The following is a 19,689-nucleotide window of genomic DNA, read 5'->3' as shown; positions in this document are numbered from 1 at the left end:
AAGCTCTCTCCCGTGGACACCGTCTTCACCGTCGGCCACGGCACCCGCAGCGTGGAGGAGCTCGTCGAGCTGCTCGGCGAGGGCCCGGCCGACACGCTGATCGACGTCCGGCGGTTCCCCGGCTCGACCCGGTCGCCGCACCTCGCGCGCGCCGCGCTCGCCGAGGCGCTGCCGCCGCTCGGGGTGACCTACGTCTTCCGCGGCGACACCCTGGGCGGCCGGCGGACCGGCCGCGACGACTCACCGCACCTCGCCTGGGACAACCCGAGCTTCCGGGCCTACGCCGATCACATGGATACCGACGCCTTCCAGCGCGCGCTCTCCGAGCTCATGGCGGAGGCCCGGGCCGGCCGCCGCATGGCCCTGATGTGCGCCGAGACGCTCTGGTGGCGCTGCCACCGCCGCCTCATCGCCGACGCCCTCGTCGCGCGCGGGCTCGCGGTCGTCCACCTGATCGGCCCCGGCGCCCGGGCCCCGCACGCGTTGAACCCCGCCGCCCGGCCCGACGGCGCGGGCCGCCTGATCTACGACGTCGGCGCCCAGCGCGCGCTGCCGCTCGGCGGCTCGGCCTCCGCGCCCGCGCAGGCGACGGGCCGCCGCGCTCGCCCGCGCCGCGCGCGGTGATCCCGCCTCCCCGCTCCCCGCCCGCCGGTTCGAATCCGACCACCCGCCCGCCGCCGGGTACATGCGCGCCGTGTCCTGTGCTCCACTGCCGGGCATGAGCCTGGGCGACGCAGCACGGATGACGGAGAAGATCGCCACGGTGCTCGCCGGCCGCGAGCCGAGCCTCCCCGCCCGCGCCGGCGAGGCCCTCGCGCGCTGGCTCGAGCTCGTCGCCGTCTGGAACGCCAAGGTCGATCTGACCGCGGCCCGGAACCCCGATGAGCTCGCCGACCTCATGCTCGCCGACGCGCGGCTGCTCTCGGAGCACGTGCCCGAGGGGCGGCGCGTGGTCGACATCGGCACGGGGGCCGGCGCGCCGGGACTGCCGCTCGCGCTGCTGAGGCCGGACCTCGACGTGACGCTCGTCGAGCCGCTGCAGAAGCGCGTGGCCTTCCTCCGCACGGCGCTGGGCACCCTCGTCCAGCAAGGCGTGCTCCCGAAGGCCCCCAGGGTCGAGCGCGCGCGCGGCGAGGACCTCGTGCGTGCAGGGAGGTCGTTCGACGTGGCGATCTCCCGCGCGACCCTGGCGCCCGACGCGTGGCTGCCCCTCGGCGCCGCGCTCACGGAGCGAGCCCCCGCGGACCGCCGCGAGGTCTGGGTCCTGCTCGCGCGCGACGAGCCGCCGGCGCACGCCGGATGGGCGCCCGCGATCGACCTCCGGTATCGGTGGCCGCTCACCGGCGCGGAGCGGCGGGCAGTGAGGTATCTGCCAGACCACCATGATCGCCTGACCGCCGCCTAGGGTAATGCCTGAATAATATCGAAACTCGTACGATTACCGTCTTGTTGACGGTCTCAAACGGAGTGCCGTCCGCTTTCACGGAGGCTCGACGCCGAGCGCTCCGCTGCTCGTCCGGTATGGCGGAGCAGCAGCGATTCCGTTACTGTCCGGAAATCACATGAAGGCGCGCCCTACGTGGGCAGGGCCTCCTGGCTCGGGAGACAGTGATGAAAGTGCAACGCATTTCGGCGATCTTGCTCACCTCGGTCGCGTTCTCAGCAGGCTTCATTGGTTGCGGCGACGATGAACCGCCTGCCGGCTCTGGAGGAGCGGGGGGCTCGTCGAGCTCGACCTCGACCTCGAGCTCGAGCTCGAGCTCGAGCCGGGCGGTCAGCACGGGCAGCGGCGGCGGGGTGGCGGAGTACCTGGCCACCCCGTGCACGGAGGACGCCGAGTGCGGCCCGGATGGGTTCTGCGTCCCGGAGTCGGCCGAGGAGGGCGGCCCCTCGGGCGGGTACTGCACGACCTCGTGCTCGGATGACGGCGACTGCGAGGGCGAGGGCAGCGCCTGCCTCAATGGCATGTGTTACCTGGGCTGCTTCATGGGCGAGCCCGAGATCACGAGCCTCGACGCGGAGCTCGACCCGTTCAAGTGCCAGGGCCGCGACGAGCTGCGCTGTGAAGAGGTGGAGGCCGGCTTGACGGTCTGCACGCCGAACTGCGGCTCCGACAGCCAGTGCCCCGGCCGCGCCTGCGATCCCAAGTCGAACCTCTGCGTCGACACGCCCAACCCCGGTCTGCCGATGGGCGCCGCGTGCGACGGCGACGCCGAGGAGGACCCGTGCGCCGGCTGGTGTGTGGGCTTCCCCGGCGAGGTCACCGCGTGCACCCAGTTCTGCGGATTCGGCGGCGATCTGACCGACTCCGACTGCGGCGGGCTCGAGAACGGCATCTGCCTGTACCAGTTCGCGGAGGTGGTCGGCGCCGGTGATTTCGGCGCCTGCACCAGGGCGTGCACGGCGCACGACGATTGCTTGCTGCCGAGCGCCCGCTGCGTGTCGTTCGGTCTCCCGGAGAACGGCTTCTGCATCTTCGAGTCGACGGAGTGCGAGGACGACTCCGATTGCGAGGATCCGGACGAGTGCACCGAGACGCCCGATGGCTTCTTCTGCCTCGATCCGGAGTTCCCGCTGAGCAACGGCGGTGAGGGCGGCGCGGGCGGCGCGGGCGGCGCGGGCGGCGCGGGCGGCGGCGACACGGGCGGCGGCGGCACGGGCGGTGAGGGCGGCGCTGGCACCACGACCAGCACCACCACGACCAGCTCCGCCACGACGACCAGCTCCGCCACGACCAGCTCCGCCGCGGGCGGCACCGGCGGTGCAGGCGGCGCAGGCGGCGCCGCCACGGGCGGCGCGGGCGGCGCGGGCGGCGCCTGACCGCTGCGTCCCACGACAGGGCCTCTTCTCGCCTCGAGCTCCACGGGCTGACACGAGGCCCCTCGCTCCCGCCTCGACGCCCTCCCTCCTCAACCCCCTCCCGCCAGGGCCCGACACGCCGGGCCACCTCTCCACGGCTCCCCTGGCCGTGACTCCCTGGCCCTCGACTCACACCTCGCCCGCGACGGAAGAGACCGCCCACACCGCGAGAGCGACGGAACAGGAATCCTGGCTCTTCGCTCCTCGTGCGCCCGGGCAGCGGCGACAGCGCCCCGGCTGCCGGTCCGGAGCTCCGCGCCCAGGACGCGCTCGCGCGCGGCTCAGATCACGTCAAAGCACGAGGCGCGCCGTCCCAGGCGGGGCAGTTCGCCACACCATCGCCCGGCGCAGCGCGCTGGTCGCGCCGCCGCAGGCATCGAATCCGGGAGCGTCGCGCCGGCACCCCGCTTGCTCAGGCGCCGGGCTGGAGGACCGCATGAACAAGCTCGCTCTCTTCACCTCGGCCGCCGTCATGGCGGTCTCGACGCTGGCGTTCACCGGGACGGCGCAGGCCCAGGAGCGGACGCGCGACACGGTGACGATCACCGACTCCGTGCCGAACCGCGGGCTCATCTGGAGCGGCGTCGCCGTGCTCGGCACCACCTACGGTATCTCGACCGTGGTGGCGACGTTCAGCGACGAGCCGGCGGACCGCGCGCTCTGGGTGCCGGTCGCGGGGCCCTGGATCGACCTCGGGACGCGCGGCAAGTGCGGCGGCGGGCAGGAGTGCAACGCCGAGACGACGAACAAGGTGCTGCTCGTCGCCGACGGGCTCGGCCAGGCCATCGGCGCGCTGCAGATCCTGAGCGGCTTCATCTTCCCGGCGAAGCGCACGGTGACCGAGGTGGGGAGCGTGCAGATCATCCCCATGGGCAAGGGGATCGCCGCCAGGACGGTGTTCTGAGGTGAGATGCGATTCGAGCACCGGTCCTGGCCCCCGCCGTGGACGCGCGGTCTATCCAGCGACGGACGACGCCTTCGCGCGCGGCGAAAGGCCGCGGACGAGCGCCGCGAGCGTGCCCAGCACCGGGGTGTCGACCCCGGCCCGGCGCCCGCGCTCGACCACGGCGCCTTGAAGTATCTCGACCTCCGTCGCGCGGCCGGCGCGCACGTCCTGGAGCATCGACGGCTCGGTGAGCGGGAACTCCGCGCGCGTGAGCGCGATCATCGCGTCCGCGGTCTCGACCGGGATCTCCGCTCCTTCGGCGCGCGCGACCGCGATCACCTCGAGCATCGCCCGCCGGGCGAGGTCCTCCATCCGCTCCACGACCGCGCCGGCGCGCTGATCGGTCAGCGCGCAGATCGCATTGAACGGGGCGTTCCAGACCATCTTCTCCCAGAGCATGGCGCGGTGGCTCGACGACCGGCGGACCGGTATGCCCGCGCGCTCGAGCAGCGCCGCGACCGCCTCGACCCGCGGCTCCTGCCCAGGACGATAGGGCGCCAGGCCGGCGCGCGTCGGCGCGAGCGTCTCGATCGCGCCGGGGCCGCTGAGCCCCGCCGACATGTACGCGATCGAGGCGATCACGCGCGCGTCGCCGACCTCCCGAGCGACAGCGTCCTCCGAGTCGAGGCCATTCAGCAGGGGCAGCACCAGGCCGTCGTCGGCGAGCAGCCCGGGCAGCCGCGCGCTCGCCTCGGCGAGCGAAGGCCATTTCACGGCGACGATCACGAGACCGAAGGGCCCGCGCGCCCCGTCGAGATCGACGACGCGGAGCGGCGGCGTGCGCACCTCGCCGGCCGGCGTGCGGAGGACGAGCCCGCGCGTCCGCATCGCCTCGGCGTGCGCGCCGCGCGCGACGAACGTGACGTCCTCCCCAGCCAGGGTGAGCCGCGCCCCGAAATAACCGCCCACCGCGCCCGCGCCGACAATGAGGATCCGCATCGGCGGCGACCATAGCATGCTCGACCCGCACGACAGAGGACCGACATGTGGCCATCAGCGCGGATTGCGGATATGCAGGAGGCCAGATGCTTAGGCCGGACGCCCCCACCGTGGCTCACGCCGCCAGCATGAACGCCGACGCCCACCCGAGCGCGACGCTGGAAGCCGAGCAGCTCCAGCTGCTCATCGACGCCCTGCCGGTGCTCATCTCGTATATCGATAACGACGAGCGCTACGGCATCATCAACCGGGCCTACGAGCGCTGGTTCGGGGAAGATCGCAGCGCCCTCGTCGGCCGGCAGGTGCGCGAGGTGATCGGCGACTCGGCCTACGCCGGCGTGAAGCCCCACGTCGCCGCCGTGCTCGCCGGGCAGCCGCAAGACTTCGAGTCGCGGCTCAACTACCGGAAGGGGGGCAAGCGCCACGTCCGCGTCCAGTACATCCCGCACCTCGGCGCGAGCGGCGAGGTGCGGGGCTTCTTCGCGCTCATCTCGGACATCGGCGACATGAAGCGCGGCGAGGAGACCCGGCGGTTCCTGTCCGACGCCACGGCCCTGCTCGACCCGGTGCTCGACCAGGACGCGATTTACAGGAGCATGGCCGAATTCGCGGTCACCTCGGTCGCGGACTGGTGCGCCGTCCACACGCTCGAGCCGGACGGCTCCGCCCGCGTGCGGGTCATCGCGCACGCCGATCCGGCGAAGGTCGAGCTCGCCGCCAGGCTGGCCCAGCGCGGCCGGATCCCGCCGGAGCCCGCGACGCCGCTGCACGAGGTGCTCCACGGCGGCCCCGGCCGGCTCCTGCCCGACCTCGCGGACAGCCTGTCCGCCGCCGGCGCCCCCGACGGCGAGCTCCTCGCCCTCGTGCGCGCGCTCGGCCAGGGCTCCGCGCTCGTCGTGCCCGTCCGCGGCGAGGAGCGCGTGTTCGCGGCGCTCACGCTCTCGTCCGCCGGCTGGGGCCGCGTCTACGACGCCGCCGACCTCGCCTTCGCCGAGGAGCTCGCGCGGCGCATCGGGCTCGCCGTGCAGCGCATGCGCCTCTACGACATGGCCCGCGACGCCGAGGCCGAGGCGCGGCGGCGCTTCCTGGCCGAGCAGGAGGCGCGCCGGGCCGCCGAGCGCGCCGCGCACCGCATGGCCGGCCTCCAGAGCATCACCGCGGCGCTGGCCGACGCGCTCACCAGCGAGGCGGTGGCCGAGGTCGTGGTCGACCAGGGCATCGCCGCCGCGGGCGCGTACGCCGGGGCCATCGTCGTGACGATCGGCGACGAGCTCGAGTGTCTCAAGGCGGTCGGCTACCGGAGCGACGTCCTCGAGCGCTTCCGGCGCCTGCCCCTGTCCGGCGAGCTGCCGATCCCCGACGCCCTCCGGACCGGCGCCCCCGTCTGGCTGCGCTCGCGCAAGGAGACGGCCGCGCGCTACCCGGAGTTCGGGGCCAGCGTGCTGACGCCCACGACCGCGTCGCTCTGCTGTCTCCCGCTCGTGGTCCAGGACCGGCCGATCGGCGTGCTCGGGCTGAGCTTCGCCGACCCGCACCCCTTCGACCAGGAAGAGCAGGAGTTCCTCGTCGCGATGTCGGGGCAGTGCGCGCAGGCGCTGGAGCGCGCCCGGCTCCACGAGGAGCGCGCCGCCATCGTCGAGCGCGAGCGGCGCGTGGCGCTCGAGAACGCCCGCCTCTACCGCGAGGCCCACGAGGCGGACCGGCGCAAGGACGAGTTCATCGCGATGCTCTCGCACGAGCTCCGCAACCCGCTCGCGCCGATCACCACGGGCCTCGAGCTCCTGCGCATGAACTCGACCGAGCGCGCCGAGCGCGACGACGGCCAGATCCTGTCGACCATCGAGCGGCAGGTGAAGACGATCGTGCGGCTCGTCGACGATCTGCTCGACGTCTCCCGGATCACGCGCGGCAAGATCGAGCTGAAGCGGGCGCGGCTCGACGTCGGCGCCGTGGTCGAGGCGGCGATCGAGTCCGTCCGCCCGCTGCTCCTCCAGCGCCGGCACGAGCTCGTCGTGTCGGTGGAGCCGGCGGTCCTCGTGGACGGCGACCGGGTGCGCATCGAGCAGATCGTCGTCAACCTGCTCACCAACGCGATCAAGTACACGAACCCGGGCGGCCGCGTCTCGGTCTCCTGCAAGGCGAGCGACGGCGACGCGTGGCTCCGGGTGACCGACACCGGCGTCGGCATCCCCGCCGAGCTGCTCCCGCGCGTCTTCGAGCCGTTCATGCAGGCGAGGCGCACGCTCGATCGCTCGCAGGGGGGCCTCGGCATCGGGCTCACGCTGGTCAAGCGGCTGACCGAGCTGCACGGCGGGCGCGTCGAGGCCGTGAGCGCCGGCCCCGGCGAGGGCACCGCCATCAGCGTCTGGCTCCCGCTCGCGGGCGCGTCCGTGGAGAGCTCCGCGCCGCCGACGCCCCAGGTCCCGCGCTCCGCGGCCGGCGCCCTCCGCGTCCTCCTCGTCGACGACAACGTCGACGCCGCCGAGGGCCTCCGGCGGATCCTCCAGCTCCACGGCCACACGGTCTCGATGGCGCACGACGGCCCGGCGGCCCTCGAGGCGGCGCGCGCGGGGGCGCTGGATCTCGTCCTGCTCGACATCGGCCTGCCCGGGATGGACGGCTACGAGGTCGTCCGTCGCCTGCGCGCCGACCCGCAGCACCGTGGCTCCTACATCGCCGCCGTGTCGGGCTACGGCCAGGACCAGGACCGCCGCCGCTCGCGCGAGGCCGGCTTCGACGCCCACCTGACCAAGCCGGTCGCGGCCGATCAGCTCCTCGCGCTCGTGGACCGGGCGACTGCCCGCGGCTGACCGGCGCCGGGCCACGGCGACGGCGCGCCCCGCGGCTCCCGGGCGCCGGCGTGCGTCCGACGCGCGCCGACCCCACCGGAGGCCCGCCGGACATCCGTCCGGAATTTGATGGGAGCGCTCATTTCCACCGCCGAGTCCACCGTCCGCCCGCCCGCGCCGCCCGCCTTTTCACATGTGCAAGGCATTGAGCCCGGACCATGAAACATCAGTGAAACAGACGTCCCTGGAATCGAGGAAAACGCCTGTTTCCCTTCATTGGCGCTGTCGCGTTTGTCCTTGAATGAGCGCCGCGTTCGCTCGCGGATGAACGCGAAACACGCGTGAAACAGGGGCAATGTCCCGGATCGAGAGCGGGAGTGGTCGCACAATTTATTCTTGCGAAACAGTTGGGAAACAGAGCCCACAGTACACACTTTCCTGTCCGAGACTGCGGCCGGCGCCTCGCTCGGACGGCAGTACGGCAGTGACGGTGAGAAGGACTCACCGGGTCCCAAAGGTGGGTTGCATGAGCAAGAAGAAGGACCTCCTCGTCATCGGCAACGGCATGGTCGGGCACAAGCTCATCGAGAACATGGTTCTCGGTGGGTCTCTGCGCGACTGGAACATCATCACCTTCTGCGAGGAGCCGCGGCTTGCCTATGACCGCGTGAACCTGTCCGCCTTCTTCAACGGCAAATCGGCCGATGACCTGTCGATGGTGAAGCCCGGCCTCTACGAGGAGGCGGGCATCCAGGTACATCTCGGCGACAAGGCCGTCTCCATCGATCGGCGGAAGAAGGCGGTGACCTCGGCGAAGGGGAAGACTGTCTATTACGACAAGCTCATCCTCGCCACCGGCTCGTATCCGTTCGTCCCGCCGATCAAGGGCAAGGACACGAAGGGCTGCTTCGTTTACCGCACCATCGAGGACCTCGAGGCCATGGCGGCCCACGCGAAGTCCGCGAAGGTCGGCACCGTCATCGGCGGCGGCCTGCTCGGCCTCGAGGCGGCCAACGCGCTCAAGAACATGGGCCTCGAGGTCCACGTCGTGGAGTTCGCCCCGCGGCTCATGGCCCTCCAGGTGGACGAGGCCGGCGGCGCGATCCTCCGCCAGAAGATCGAGTCGCTCGGCGTCCACGTGCACACGAACACGTCGACCACGGAGATCGTCGCCGAGCACGGCCGCGTGGCCCGGATGCTCTTCGCCGACCAGACCGACCTCGCGACCGACATGATCGTCTTCTCCGCCGGCATCCGCCCGCGGGACGAGCTCGCGCGCGCGTGCGAGCTCGCGATCGGGAGCCGCGGCGGCGTCGTGATCAACGACCGCTGTCAGACGTCCGATCCGGACATCTACGCGATCGGCGAGTGCGCCAGCTACAACAACCAGCTCTACGGGCTCGTTGCGCCCGGCTACCACATGGCCAGGGTCGCGGCCGACGCCCTCACCGGCGGCAAGGAGACCTTCGGCGGCTTCGACATGAGCACGAAGCTCAAGCTGATGGGCGTCGACGTCGCGAGCTTCGGCGACGCGTTCGGGGCGCAGCCGGGCGCGCGCGTGGTCAGCTTCATGAGCGCGACGTCGAACGTCTACAAGAAGCTCGTCGTCAGCGCGGACGGCAAGCACCTGCTCGGCGGCATCCTGGTCGGCGACGCGGCGAACTACGGGCAGCTCCTCCAGCTCGTGCAGAACAAGATCGTCCTCCCGCCGAACCCGGAGGACCTCATCGTCGCGCAGCGCGACGGCGCGAAGCCGGCGGGCTTCGGCGTCGAGTCGCTCCCCGACACCGCGCAGATCTGCTCCTGCCTCAACGTCACGAAGGGGGCGATCTGCTCGGCGATCTGCGACGACAAGCTCACCACGCTCGCCGGCATCAAGGGGCACACGAAGGCGGGCACCGGCTGCGGGTCGTGCACCACGCTGATCACCGACATCCTGAAGAAGGAGCTCAAGAAGGCCGGCGTCGCGGTGACGAACTACCTCTGCGAGCACTTCAACTACTCGCGGCAGGAGCTCTATCACCTCGTCCGGGTCCACGCGATCAAGACCTTCGACGACCTGATCGAGCGCCACGGCAAGGGCAAGGGCTGCGAGATCTGCAAGCCGGCGGTGGCGTCGATCCTCGCCTCGACGTGGAACGAGCACATCCTGAACAAGAAGCACCTCCCGCTCCAGGACACGAACGATCGGTTCATGGCCAACGTCCAGCGGGACGGCACCTACTCGGTGGTGCCGCGCGTGGCGGCCGGCGAGATCACGCCGGATCAGCTCATCGCCATCGGGCAGGTCGCGAAGAAGTACAACCTCTACTCGAAGATCACGGGCGGCCAGCGGGTCGACCTGTTCGGCGCGCGGCTCGAGCAGCTCCCCGACATCTGGCGCGAGCTCATCGCCGCCGGCTTCGAGTCGGGGCACGCCTACGGCAAGGCGCTCCGCACCGTGAAGTCGTGCGTGGGCAGCACCTGGTGCCGCTACGGCGTGCAGGACTCGGTGGGCTTCGCGGTCGCGGTCGAGAACCGCTACAAGGGGCTGCGCAGCCCGCACAAGCTGAAGTCCGCCGTCTCCGGCTGCGCGCGCGAGTGCGCCGAGGCGCAGAGCAAGGACTTCGGCATCATCGCCACGGAGAAGGGCTACAACCTCTATCTCTGCGGCAACGGCGGGATGAAGCCGCAGCACGCGCAGCTCTTCGCCGCGGATCTCGACGAGGCGACGCTCATCAAGTACCTCGACCGGTTCCTGATGTTCTACATCCGCACGGCGGACCGGCTCCAGCGCACGGCCACCTGGTTCAACAACCTCGAGGGCGGCATGGAGTACCTCCGCCAGGTCGTCATCGAGGACTCGCTCGGGATCTGCGAGGAGCTGGAGAAGGAGATGGCCCACCTCATCGCGACGTACGAGTGCGAGTGGAAGGCCGCGGTCTCCGATCCCGAGAAGCTGAAGCAGTTCCGCCCGTTCGTGAACGCGGGGGAGCCCGACCGGAGCATCGTCTTCGTCGCCGAGCGGGCGCAGCACCGCCCGGCGGCCTGGAAAGAGAAGTCGAACCTCGTCGAGGAGATGCTCTGACCGCGGGCGACAGGCCTTTTCCTGGAGGAATCGACATGAGCGAGCTGCAGCAATCTTCGAACGCGCGTCGGAGCGAAGTCATGACACAGGGCTGGGTCGAGGTCTGCGGGGTCGACGACATCATCCCGAACACCGGGGTGTGCGCGCTCGTGGGGGCGCGTCAGATCGCGGTGGTCCGGGTCGGCGAGGGCGAGGAGATCTACGCCGTCAGCAACTTCGACCCGTTCAGCAAGGCGTTCGTCATCTCGCGCGGGATCGTCGGGGACAAGGGGGGTGTCCCGAAGATCGCGTCGCCCATCTACAAGCAGAACTTCGATCTGCGCACGGGGCAGTGCCTGGACGACCCGAGCGTGCGCATCCCCGTGTACCCCGTCCGGGTCCGGGGCGGGCGCGTCGAGGTCCAGGCCACGGCGCTGCCGTTCACGGCCGCGAGCTGATCGCATGAGCCGGCGGGACGGCGCCATCTTCCTTCTCGCCGCGGGCGCGCCGCCGCTGCCGGCGCGTCTTTTGGAGCTCTCCGGGCTGGGTTTCCGCGCCGGGTAGACAGGGACGGTCAATGAGCGTTGCCAAGATATCGGACACCCATTTTCACTTGCCGATCGTCAACTCGACTCCGAAGATCCAGGACAGCAACAAGAGCCTGTTGCAATCGCTCCTGGCCGACCAGCAGAAGCTCACGGCGGTCGAGAAGTTCTCCAGGATGCACGAGGAGCACGCGCTCCCGGCCCAGTCCAAGTACTACCGCGACCTGATCCCCCTCGAGAAGCCGAAGCCGGGGCAGCAGTACGCCTTCGAGGTCGACCTCGACGCCTGCACGGCGTGCAAGGCGTGCGTCACCGCGTGCCACAGCCTGAACGGCCTCGACGAGGACGAGGTGTGGCGCTCGGTCGGCCTGCTCCACGGCGGCACGCCGCAGGCGCCCGCGCAGCAGAGCGTGACCACGGCGTGCCACCATTGCCTCGACCCCGCCTGCATGTCGGGGTGCCCGGTGAAGGCCTACGAGAAGGACCCGATCACCGGCATCGTCAAGCACCTCGATGACCAGTGCATCGGCTGCCAGTACTGCATCCTGATGTGCCCCTACGACGCTCCGAAGTTCAACGCGGAGCGGGGGATCGTGCGCAAGTGCGACATGTGCAGCGATCGGCTGGCCAACGACGAGGCCCCGGCGTGCGTGCAGTCGTGCCCGAACGGCGCCATCCGCATCACGGTGGTCGAGCAGGCGCAGGCGGTGCAGGAGAGCCAGACGAACGTCTTTTTGCCGGGTGCGGCGGCGCCGGAGTACACGATCCCGACGACCACCTACAAGACGAACAAGTCGCTCCCGCGCAACATGCTGCCTGCGGACTTCTACCAGGTGAGCCGGGAGCACTCGCATCCTCCGCTCGTCGCCATGCTCGTGCTGACGCAGCTCTCGGTGGGCGCGTTCTGCGTGAGCCTGGCCCTGAACGAGCTGCTCGGCGAGCAGGCGACCCAGGACTTCGGCGGCCACAGCGCCGCCTTCGCGCTCGTCTTCGGGCTCGCCGCGCTCGGGGCGAGCCTCCTTCACCTGGGGCGCCCGCAGTTCGCGTTCCGGGCCTTGCTGGGGCTCAAGACGTCGTGGCTCAGCCGGGAGATCCTCGGCTTCTCGCTCTTCGCGGGCGCCGGCACGCTCTACGCCGCCTCGTTCTGGGTGCCGTCGATCCCGGCGCTCTCGGCGCTGCCGATCCCGCTCGCCGAGCTGCAGGCGCCGCTGTCCTATGCGGTCGCGCTGAGCGGGATGCTGGGCGTCTTCTGCTCGGTGATGGTGTACGCCGCGACGCAGCGGGAGCACTGGCGCGGGGCGCTGACGGGCTTCAAGTTCGCGAGCACGGCGGCCGTGCTCGGGAGCTCGACGGTGCTGATGGTCGCGCTGCTCTCGAGCCGCGAGCACGCGGCGCTGCTCCTCACGGGCGGCTTCCGCGCGCTGAGCGCGTTCCTGTGCGCGTCGATGGCGCTCAAGCTGGTCGTGGAGCTCTCGATGTTCCGGCACCTGCGGAAGCGGAGCCACTCGACGCTGAAGCGGAGCGCGATCCTGATGGCGGGTGAGCTGAAGGGCGCGACGGGCTGGCGCTTCGCGTGCGGGGCGCTCGGCGGCATCGCCCTGCCGGCGCTCAGCCTGTTCGCGGCGCCGAACAGCGGCGTGAGCTCGGAAGCGCTGATGGCGATGGCGGTCGTGGCGTTCCTGTTCTGCCTCTCGGGGGAGTTCCTCGAGCGGTATCTCTTCTTCGCAGCCGCCCCGGCCTCGAAGATGCCCGGAGGGCTCTCCTGATGTCCACGAGCGAAGCAAAGAAGACGTCGTCCCCGGAGCGCAAGCCGGCCGACAACCTGCTCTTGCAGCGCAACGGCCCGCTGACGCGCGAGCTGCTCCTCGCGCCCGGCGAGTTCGGCCTCGGGCGGGTGCCCGCGCGGCTGAAGCCCGATCAGACGACCACGGTGGTGTGCGGCTTCTGCTCGACCGGGTGCGGGCTGAACGTGCACCTCAAGGACGGCGAGGCGATCAACCTCTCGCCGAACACCGACTATCCCGTGAACCTGGGGATGGCGTGCCCGAAGGGCTGGGAGGCGCTCACGCCGCTCAAGGCGAGCGACCGCGCCACCGCGCCGCTCCTGCGGAACGCCCGCGGGAAGCTGGAGCGCGTGGAGTGGGACGTCGCGCTCCGCACGTTCGTCGACAGGTTCAAGGCGATCCAGGAGGCGCACGGCAAGGAGTCGGTCGCCTTCATCAGCACCGGGCAGATCGTCACCGAGGAGATGGCGTTCCTGGGCGCGCTCGCGAAGTTCGGGATGGGCATGCTGCACGGGGACGGCAACACCCGGCAGTGCATGGCGACGTCGGTGGTGGCCTACAAGGAGTCGTTCGGCTTCGACGCGCCGCCGTACACGTACCGTGATTTCGAGGAGTCCGACGTCGTGGTGCTCGTCGGCTCGAACCTGTGCATCGCCCACCCGATCATGTGGGAGCGGCTGTGCAAGAACAAGAATCGCCCCGCGATCCTCGTCGTGGATCCGCGCAAGACCGAGACGGCGATGGCGGCGACGGCCCACTATGCGCTCAAGCCGAAGTCGGATCTGACGCTGTTCTACGGCATCGCGCACATCCTCATCCAGCGGGGGTGGATCGACGGGGACTACATCCGCGAGCACACGGTCGACTTCGAGGCGTTCAAGGCGCACGTCGAGGACTTCACGCCGGCGCGGGTCGCCGCGGCGACGGGGCTCAGCGAGGAGCAGCTCACGGCGTTCGCGGAGACGATCCACAACGGGAAGCGGGTCTCGTTCTGGTGGACCATGGGCGTCAACCAGAGCCACGAGGGCGTGCGGGTCGCGCAGGCGATCATCAACCTCGCGCTGATGACGGGGAACATCGGCCGTCCCGGCACGGGGGCGAACTCCATCACGGGCCAGTGCAACGCGATGGGCTCGCGGATGTTCAGCAACACGACGGGCCTGTTCGCCGGCCACGACTTCACGAAGGAGGAGCACCGGAAGAAGATCGCCGGGATCCTCGGCGTCCCGGAGGAGGTCATCCCGACGCGGAACAGCCTGGCGTACGATCAGATCATCGAAGGCATCTTGAAGGGGAAGATCAAGGGCCTCTGGATCATCGCGACGAACCCGGCGCACTCGTGGATCAACCAGGAGGATCTGCACGAGCTGCTCGGCCGCCTGGAGTTCCTCGTGGTGCAGGACATGTACGCCACCACGGAGACGACGGAGCGCGCGCACCTCGTGCTGCCGGCGGCCTCGTGGGCCGAGAAGGAGGGCACGTTCATCAACTCGGAGCGGCGCATCGGCCTGGTCAAGAAGGTGGCGCGGGCGCCGGGGCAGGCGCTGGCGGACTTCCACATCTTCCAGCTCGTCGCGCAGTACTGGGGGTGCGGCGAGCTGTTCAAGGAGTGGAAGAGCCCGGAGGCTGTCTTCCAGATCATGAAGCGGCTCTCGAAGGGGCAGCCGTGCGACATCACGGGCATCGAGGGCTACGCGATGATCGACGAGCGCGGCGGCATCCAGTGGCCGTTCCCCGAGGGGGCGACGTTCGCGTCGAACGAGCGTCGGCTGTTCGAGGACGGGCAGTATTACCGGCCGGACCAGAAGGCGAAGTTCGCGTTCCAGGCGCCCCGGCAGCTCCCGGAGCCGACCGACGAGCAGTACCCGTTCACGCTGCTCACGGGGCGCGGGAGCTCGAGCCAGTGGCACACGCAGACGCGGACCAAGAAGAGCGCGGTGCTGCAGCGGCTGTATCCGAAGGAGATCTACGTGGAGATCAGCCCGGTCGACGCGAGGAAGATCGGGATCGAGATGAACGAGTGGGTCGTCATCGCGTCGCGGCGCGCGGACATCAAGGCGCGGGCGTTCGTCACGAACTCGGTGAAGCCGGGGGAGATCTTCATCCCGATGCACTACGAGATCACGAACAAGCTGACGTTTCCGGCGTTCGATCAGTACTCGCGGCAGCCGTCGTACAAGGCGTGCGCGGTCAAGGTGCGGCGGGAAGAGGACCGGGGCTGAAGCTGGGGGGTGAGCTGGGCGGCCCAGGTTCGGGCGGAGCTGTTACGAAGACACGGCGAGGGCGCTCCTGATCGAGCCCGGCTGCCGCCGCCAGGAACGCCATGCCGATCGCCTCCCCGGCCTCCTCGTGCCCGTGCGCCATGGCCGAGAGCACGACCACCTCGGGCGCTGCCTTCGCCTGCTCGTCTAGTCTTGAAAACCCATCGAGACGGCTGCGGAACCGGGCTTGCCCGGGTTCGCATTCAGATCGCCGGCGCCTCCGCCGTCGCCAGGGATGCCGAACTTGATCGGAGAGTCCGGCTCGACGCTGGGGCCCAGGTCGGCGGTATGTGCCACCGCGAGCGAGTGGCCTCCGTGGCCTCCTCCGCCCCGGCCGCCGTTGCCGCCTTTCCCGCCGTCGCCGCCACGGCAGCCTGGCTGCGACCCTGCTCTGTTGTCCCCGCCAGTGCCGCCGTACCCGCCCACGCCGCCGTACTGGCCGTTTCCGCCTCGCCCGCCGTCCCCGCCCCGACCCGTGGTGATGCTGGTTTTGCTCACGCGGATGCTGGCGTGATAAGCCAGGACTCCGATGCTGGATCCGCCTGGACCGCCGCCCATGCCGGGCTTGCCGCCGCAGCCACCAGCTCCGCCGGAACCACCAGAAGCGCCGCCCTGCGCCGGGTCCGCGCCGCAGAACATGGCCCCACCGCGCGAGCCACCCCCACCACCTCCGCCGTAGCCGCGCTGCCCAGCTTGACCGTCTTCGCCCGCGGTACCTTCCAGCCCCGCGTCGCTGATTCTTCCTGGCCCTGAAGCACCATTGCCGTTCGCGCCGTCATCACCCGCAAGGCCGCCCCGCCCCTCTGTGCAAGACATGACGGCTTGCCCGATTCCACCCAAGCCGTGGCCCATCGGGTTGGTGACCGGCAGAGGACCGCCATTTTCGCCGTCACCGCCATCCCCCTTCGTTCCGATGCCCCCCATCCCTCCCGACGAGACGCCATCGTCGCACGACGTCGTGACCCGCGCCCCTCCCGTCACCGTAGCGGCAGAGCACGCGATGGCTCCCGGGTTCCCTGGCGCCCCCTCTTGTCCTGGTTCAGCGCCTCCATCCGCGCCAGTGGAACCATCTGCGCCGTTCCCGGCTACGATCTCGCTCAGGCGCACGTCTACGGTCACACCTGGCAAGGCGCGCATGGCGACGGCAGAGCCACCCGGCACGGTCGCGTCTTGCGCGATCATCCGCATCCTGGTGAGCGTCGTGGACACGGTGTTCTCCGGCGCGGGCTCGGCCGCCTCGTTCACTACCGTGACAGGGATCAGGTTCGGTCCTGGCGCAATCGTCGTGAGCTCGCCGAGCGGATGTAGCGGCCAGTGCCCCCGGGGATCACGGCAGTTGAGCCCACCCCACACCTCCATGCCTGCGGGCACGCGCACTTCGACGTTGAACGTGTCGGCGCATACGTACACCCGCATCCCACGATCGCGTGCGAGCTCGAATGCACGTGCGAAGGTCGCCACCGGTTTGTCGCGCGTGCCCGGACGATCATCACGACCGTCCGTTCGCAAGTACACGCCATCACAGTCGACCGCGCGGTCAGGGATGCCGGGATCTGCGTTGCAGGCCACCACCGGTACGCACGTGAGGGTCTCTTCGCAGGGCTCCCATGTACCTGGGTCTGCGCCGCATCCCGTCGCCGTGATTCCGAACGACCAGGAGGCCAGGAGCAGCAGAGGCAATTTCTCGGACGCACGATGCCATCGGTGATGCCTCGACGCTGTGCCCATCATCGTCTCTCCTCGTATCGTTGCTGCTTATTCCAGCGCACCTGAGTCTGGGTCGTTCGGATCCTCGGCTACAAAAGGCAGGAACTCGGCCGCCACGCCGTCGCCTCCCACGCTCTCTGTGGCATCTGGGTCGCCGCCAGGTCCGCCTCTGCCTGCAGTTCCGAGCACAAACGTCGCCTCGACGTCATCCGGCGTCACCTCTACGGATCCCAGGTACGCGATGCCGGCGGAGTGACCGCCGACCCCGCCGCCTCCGGCACCACCGGGCCCCCCGTTGCCGCCATCGCCTCCGCGGCACCCAGGAAGCGTACCGGGCACCGCGCTCCCGCCATCACCACCAGGAGCTCCGCTTCCCCCTGGCAGGCCCGCACCGCCCGCACCACCCCGACCGCCGCGGCCCGTCTCGATGGTCGACCCGCGAACCCTGACCTTGGCGCCCCTCGTGGCGATGCCGATGCTCGCTCCCCCGGCAAAGCCTCCTTTCCCGGGCTTGCCCCCGCAACCGCCCGAACCACCTGAGCCACCGAGCGCCCCGCCAGCGGGACCTGCACCACAGGCGTCGGGACCGCCGCGCGAGCCGCCGCCACCGCCGCCCCCCTGGCCAGGGCGCCCGAAGCGCCCATCCTGGCCCTTTCCTAGCGTGCGACCCCACACGACGACGCCAGGAGCCCTCGCTCCCTGGCCCTGTACCCCGACGGCGCCGTCCAGGCCGCGCTGGCCATCGCTGCACGCCATGCTTCCCTGCTGGCCGACCCCTCCGACACCGGCGCCCGTCGGGTTCCGATCTGGGAGAGGCTCTCCGTTCCCACCTCCGGTGCCGCGATCCGCCAGGCCGAGGCCGCCCTCGCCGCCAACCGAGTTCCCGTCGTCGCACTCGGTCGTAGCGGCCGGCGTTCCCACTGTGGCGTCCACCGTGCATGCGTCGGCGCCTGGGTGTCCTGGCGCTCCGTCGGCTGCTGCCGCGCCCTCTGCCGCGGCTCCAGGCTCACCGTCCGCTCCGTCCCCCGCAACGATGCGGCTGTCGATCACCTCGATCTCACTGCCCTTACGGAGATAAATCGGGATCGAGCTGCCACCCGGCTTCCCGCCCCGTCCCGTGATGACTTCGCTCGCCACAAGCTTGAGTTGCACCCCTTCGAGCGTGTCTATGCCGATGGATCCTCTCTGTACTCGATCCACGTCATTCCCATCTGGCGCCACGATCCGCAGGTTCGCGAACGTGAGTCCTTGCCCTCCGAACGACACCACTTGTGGAACTGGCCCCTCTGGCGCAACAACGGTCTTCGAGCTGGCGCCGAGATGGCGCCATCCGTTCGTGCAGTCGAACCCTCCCCAGATGCTCGTGCCGTAGAAGCCAAGCGTCTCATCGAAGGTCTCCGCGCACGCGTAGACGCGGTGGCTGCCCATGTCAGCGAGCTCGAAGGCCTTCGAGAGCGTCTTCACCGGCTCCGCGCGGCTGCCGGGGTTCGCGTCGTCGCCGAGGTTTGTGCTGACGAAGATGCCGCACCCGTCCTCAGGTGGCCGCACCGTAGGTTCATCGTCACAAACGGGCATGGTGGGGCCAGGAGAGCACCCGCATACTACCGCTGCGATTCCGCATCCGAGCGTGATGGGCACCAAGGCACGCCCCCTGCGCCGACCTTTGGAGGATCCATCCATGTCTTCGAGCTCCACGTTCGTCACCATGCACCGACCATCATCAGCCCCGCGCTCCGCGCGCCCACCGTGGGCACGACACGCACCCCATCGCTGTGCGACGAGGTTCGGCCCACGATCAGGGATACGAGCGTCAGCGCACCGAGCGCACCGCCGGTCGCAAGGCTCACCCATCCGACTTGCCTCAGGAGATCGCGCTGCTCCTGGAGATCGCGCAGCTCCGAGCACGCGCGCGGAGCATTCGGCCGTACACATCGGTCCGCATTCTTGTCTGCGCCACGCAGCGCGGTAGCTTGGTCATGGAGATCGTCCTCGGTGTAGGCACTCCAGATCAGGAAACCGCCGCCGGCTACCATGGTCGCTCCCGCCAGGACCGCGCCGGCGACGCGCAGGTTCGACCCAGTGGAGGACGGTGCCACGGACCAGGCCTGTGCTCCTCGCGCGGAACGCTTCGCCTCCGGAGCCCCGGTCGCCGTGTCCTTCGAGATGGCTGCCGGCGGCGCCGCGCGCGGCACCTGCATCGAGATGGTGGTTGCCTTGCCCGCCTGCGCGTCGAATGACTGGAACGCTTCCTCGTGGCCTGCCAACCGGGCTCGTACCATGTGCTGCCCAGGGTCCAGGAAAAGGCGGTAGGTGCGCGCGGGCGGGCCGATGGGCTTCCCGTCGATGAGCACCTCTGCATCGGGCGGGTCAACGGAGAGGTAGAGTGTTCCGACGTGCGGCGCTGCCTTGCGCTTCCCGGCCTCGAACCGTAGCTGTAGCTCGAGGGGGAGCGCGTCGCGTTGCTCGAGACTCCAGGTCAGATGCTCGGCGGCATCACGGTACTTGCGCAGCTCGAGCTCGCACAGACCGAGCTCTCCGGCGAGCTGCGTGCGCAGCGTCTCCGTGCTCGACGCGGGGTCTGCTGCCTCGAAGGCTGCTCTGTAAGCCGCGTGAGCTTCCGCCCACCGCCCTGCGTCGCGAGCTCGCCGCGCACGGCGAACATGGGCCTTCACCGTCGCTTCGTCGCTCCCGTCGAGCGTCGAATAGATGTCCTCCGCGCTGGCCGAGCTCGTATAGCCAGTTGCGGCGCCGAGCATCAGGCAGAGTAGCAACGAAGGCGCAGCGAATCGCATGGCGGCAACGTACTTACGCCC

General features: G+C 70.2%; 12 protein-coding genes. 9 read left to right on the top strand and 3 right to left on the bottom strand.

All coding sequences use genetic code 11. The features are described from left to right. Nucleotides 1-12 precede the first annotated feature (12 nt). The 4 genes from WME76_RS41505 (at nt 13) to WME76_RS41490 (ending at nt 3,763) form a co-directional block, all read left to right on the top strand. Nucleotides 13-624: a DUF488 domain-containing protein gene (locus WME76_RS41505; RefSeq protein WP_437957686.1), complete on the top strand. Its 612-nt coding sequence runs from the start codon at nt 13-15 to the stop codon at nt 622-624. Between the two features lie 118 nt (nt 625-742). Continuing rightward, nucleotides 743-1,405: a 16S rRNA (guanine(527)-N(7))-methyltransferase RsmG gene (locus tag WME76_RS41500; protein WP_437957685.1), complete on the top strand. Its 663-nt coding sequence runs from the start codon at nt 743-745 to the stop codon at nt 1,403-1,405. A 212-nt stretch (nt 1,406-1,617) separates the two neighbouring features. After that, on the top strand, nt 1,618-2,820 hold the full coding sequence (locus WME76_RS41495) for a hypothetical protein (protein ID WP_437957684.1): 1,203 nt from the start codon (nt 1,618-1,620) through the stop codon (nt 2,818-2,820). 475 nt (nt 2,821-3,295) lie between these two features. After that, the gene (locus WME76_RS41490) at nt 3,296-3,763 is read left to right on the top strand and encodes a hypothetical protein (protein ID WP_437957683.1); all 468 of its coding nucleotides are present in this window, start codon (nt 3,296-3,298) and stop codon (nt 3,761-3,763) included. Nucleotides 3,764-3,814: 51 nt separating this feature from the next. Here the strand turns inward: WME76_RS41490 and WME76_RS41485 are convergent, their stop codons facing one another. Continuing rightward, nucleotides 3,815-4,744 carry a ketopantoate reductase family protein gene (locus tag WME76_RS41485; protein WP_437957682.1) on the bottom strand — a complete coding sequence of 310 codons (930 nt, stop codon included), beginning with the start codon at nt 4,742-4,744 and terminating at the stop codon, nt 3,815-3,817. A gap of 86 nt (nt 4,745-4,830) precedes the next feature. Here WME76_RS41485 and WME76_RS41480 point away from each other — a divergent pair, with 86 nt between their 5' ends. The 5 genes from WME76_RS41480 to WME76_RS41460 all read left to right on the top strand — a co-directional run bounded on the left by WME76_RS41480 (nt 4,831) and on the right by WME76_RS41460 (nt 15,130). After that, on the top strand, nt 4,831-7,554 hold the full coding sequence (locus WME76_RS41480; RefSeq protein WP_437957681.1) for an ATP-binding protein: 2,724 nt from the start codon (nt 4,831-4,833) through the stop codon (nt 7,552-7,554). Between the two features lie 505 nt (nt 7,555-8,059). Beyond that, nucleotides 8,060-10,600 (top strand): nitrite reductase large subunit NirB, encoded by a 2,541-nt coding sequence (gene nirB / locus WME76_RS41475; protein WP_437957680.1) that lies wholly within the window; start codon nt 8,060-8,062, stop codon nt 10,598-10,600. A gap of 80 nt (nt 10,601-10,680) precedes the next feature. Next, the gene (nirD, locus tag WME76_RS41470; protein WP_437957679.1) at nt 10,681-11,037 is read left to right on the top strand and encodes a nitrite reductase small subunit NirD; all 357 of its coding nucleotides are present in this window, start codon (nt 10,681-10,683) and stop codon (nt 11,035-11,037) included. 119 nt (nt 11,038-11,156) lie between these two features. Further along, nucleotides 11,157-12,890 (top strand): DmsC/YnfH family molybdoenzyme membrane anchor subunit, encoded by a 1,734-nt coding sequence (locus WME76_RS41465; protein WP_437957678.1) that lies wholly within the window; start codon nt 11,157-11,159, stop codon nt 12,888-12,890. Next, nucleotides 12,890-15,130 (top strand): molybdopterin oxidoreductase family protein, encoded by a 2,241-nt coding sequence (locus WME76_RS41460; protein WP_437957677.1) that lies wholly within the window; start codon nt 12,890-12,892, stop codon nt 15,128-15,130. Before WME76_RS41465 ends, WME76_RS41460 begins: the two co-directional genes overlap by 1 nt. A 1,794-nt stretch (nt 15,131-16,924) precedes the next feature. Here the strand turns inward: WME76_RS41460 and WME76_RS41455 are convergent. Continuing rightward, nucleotides 16,925-18,424, bottom strand: coding sequence for a hypothetical protein (locus tag WME76_RS41455; RefSeq protein WP_437957676.1), 1,500 nt, complete (start codon nt 18,422-18,424; stop codon nt 16,925-16,927). 152 nt (nt 18,425-18,576) lie between these two features. Continuing rightward, nucleotides 18,577-19,668 (bottom strand): PEGA domain-containing protein, encoded by a 1,092-nt coding sequence (locus WME76_RS41450; protein ID WP_437957675.1) that lies wholly within the window; start codon nt 19,666-19,668, stop codon nt 18,577-18,579. Nucleotides 19,669-19,689 lie beyond the last annotated feature (21 nt).

The sequence above is a fragment of the Sorangium sp. So ce119 genome (assembly GCF_051524405.1).
GTDB lineage: Bacteria > Myxococcota_A > Polyangia > Polyangiales > Polyangiaceae > Sorangium > Sorangium cellulosum_G.
This window is presented reverse-complemented; position numbering and strand designations above follow the sequence as displayed.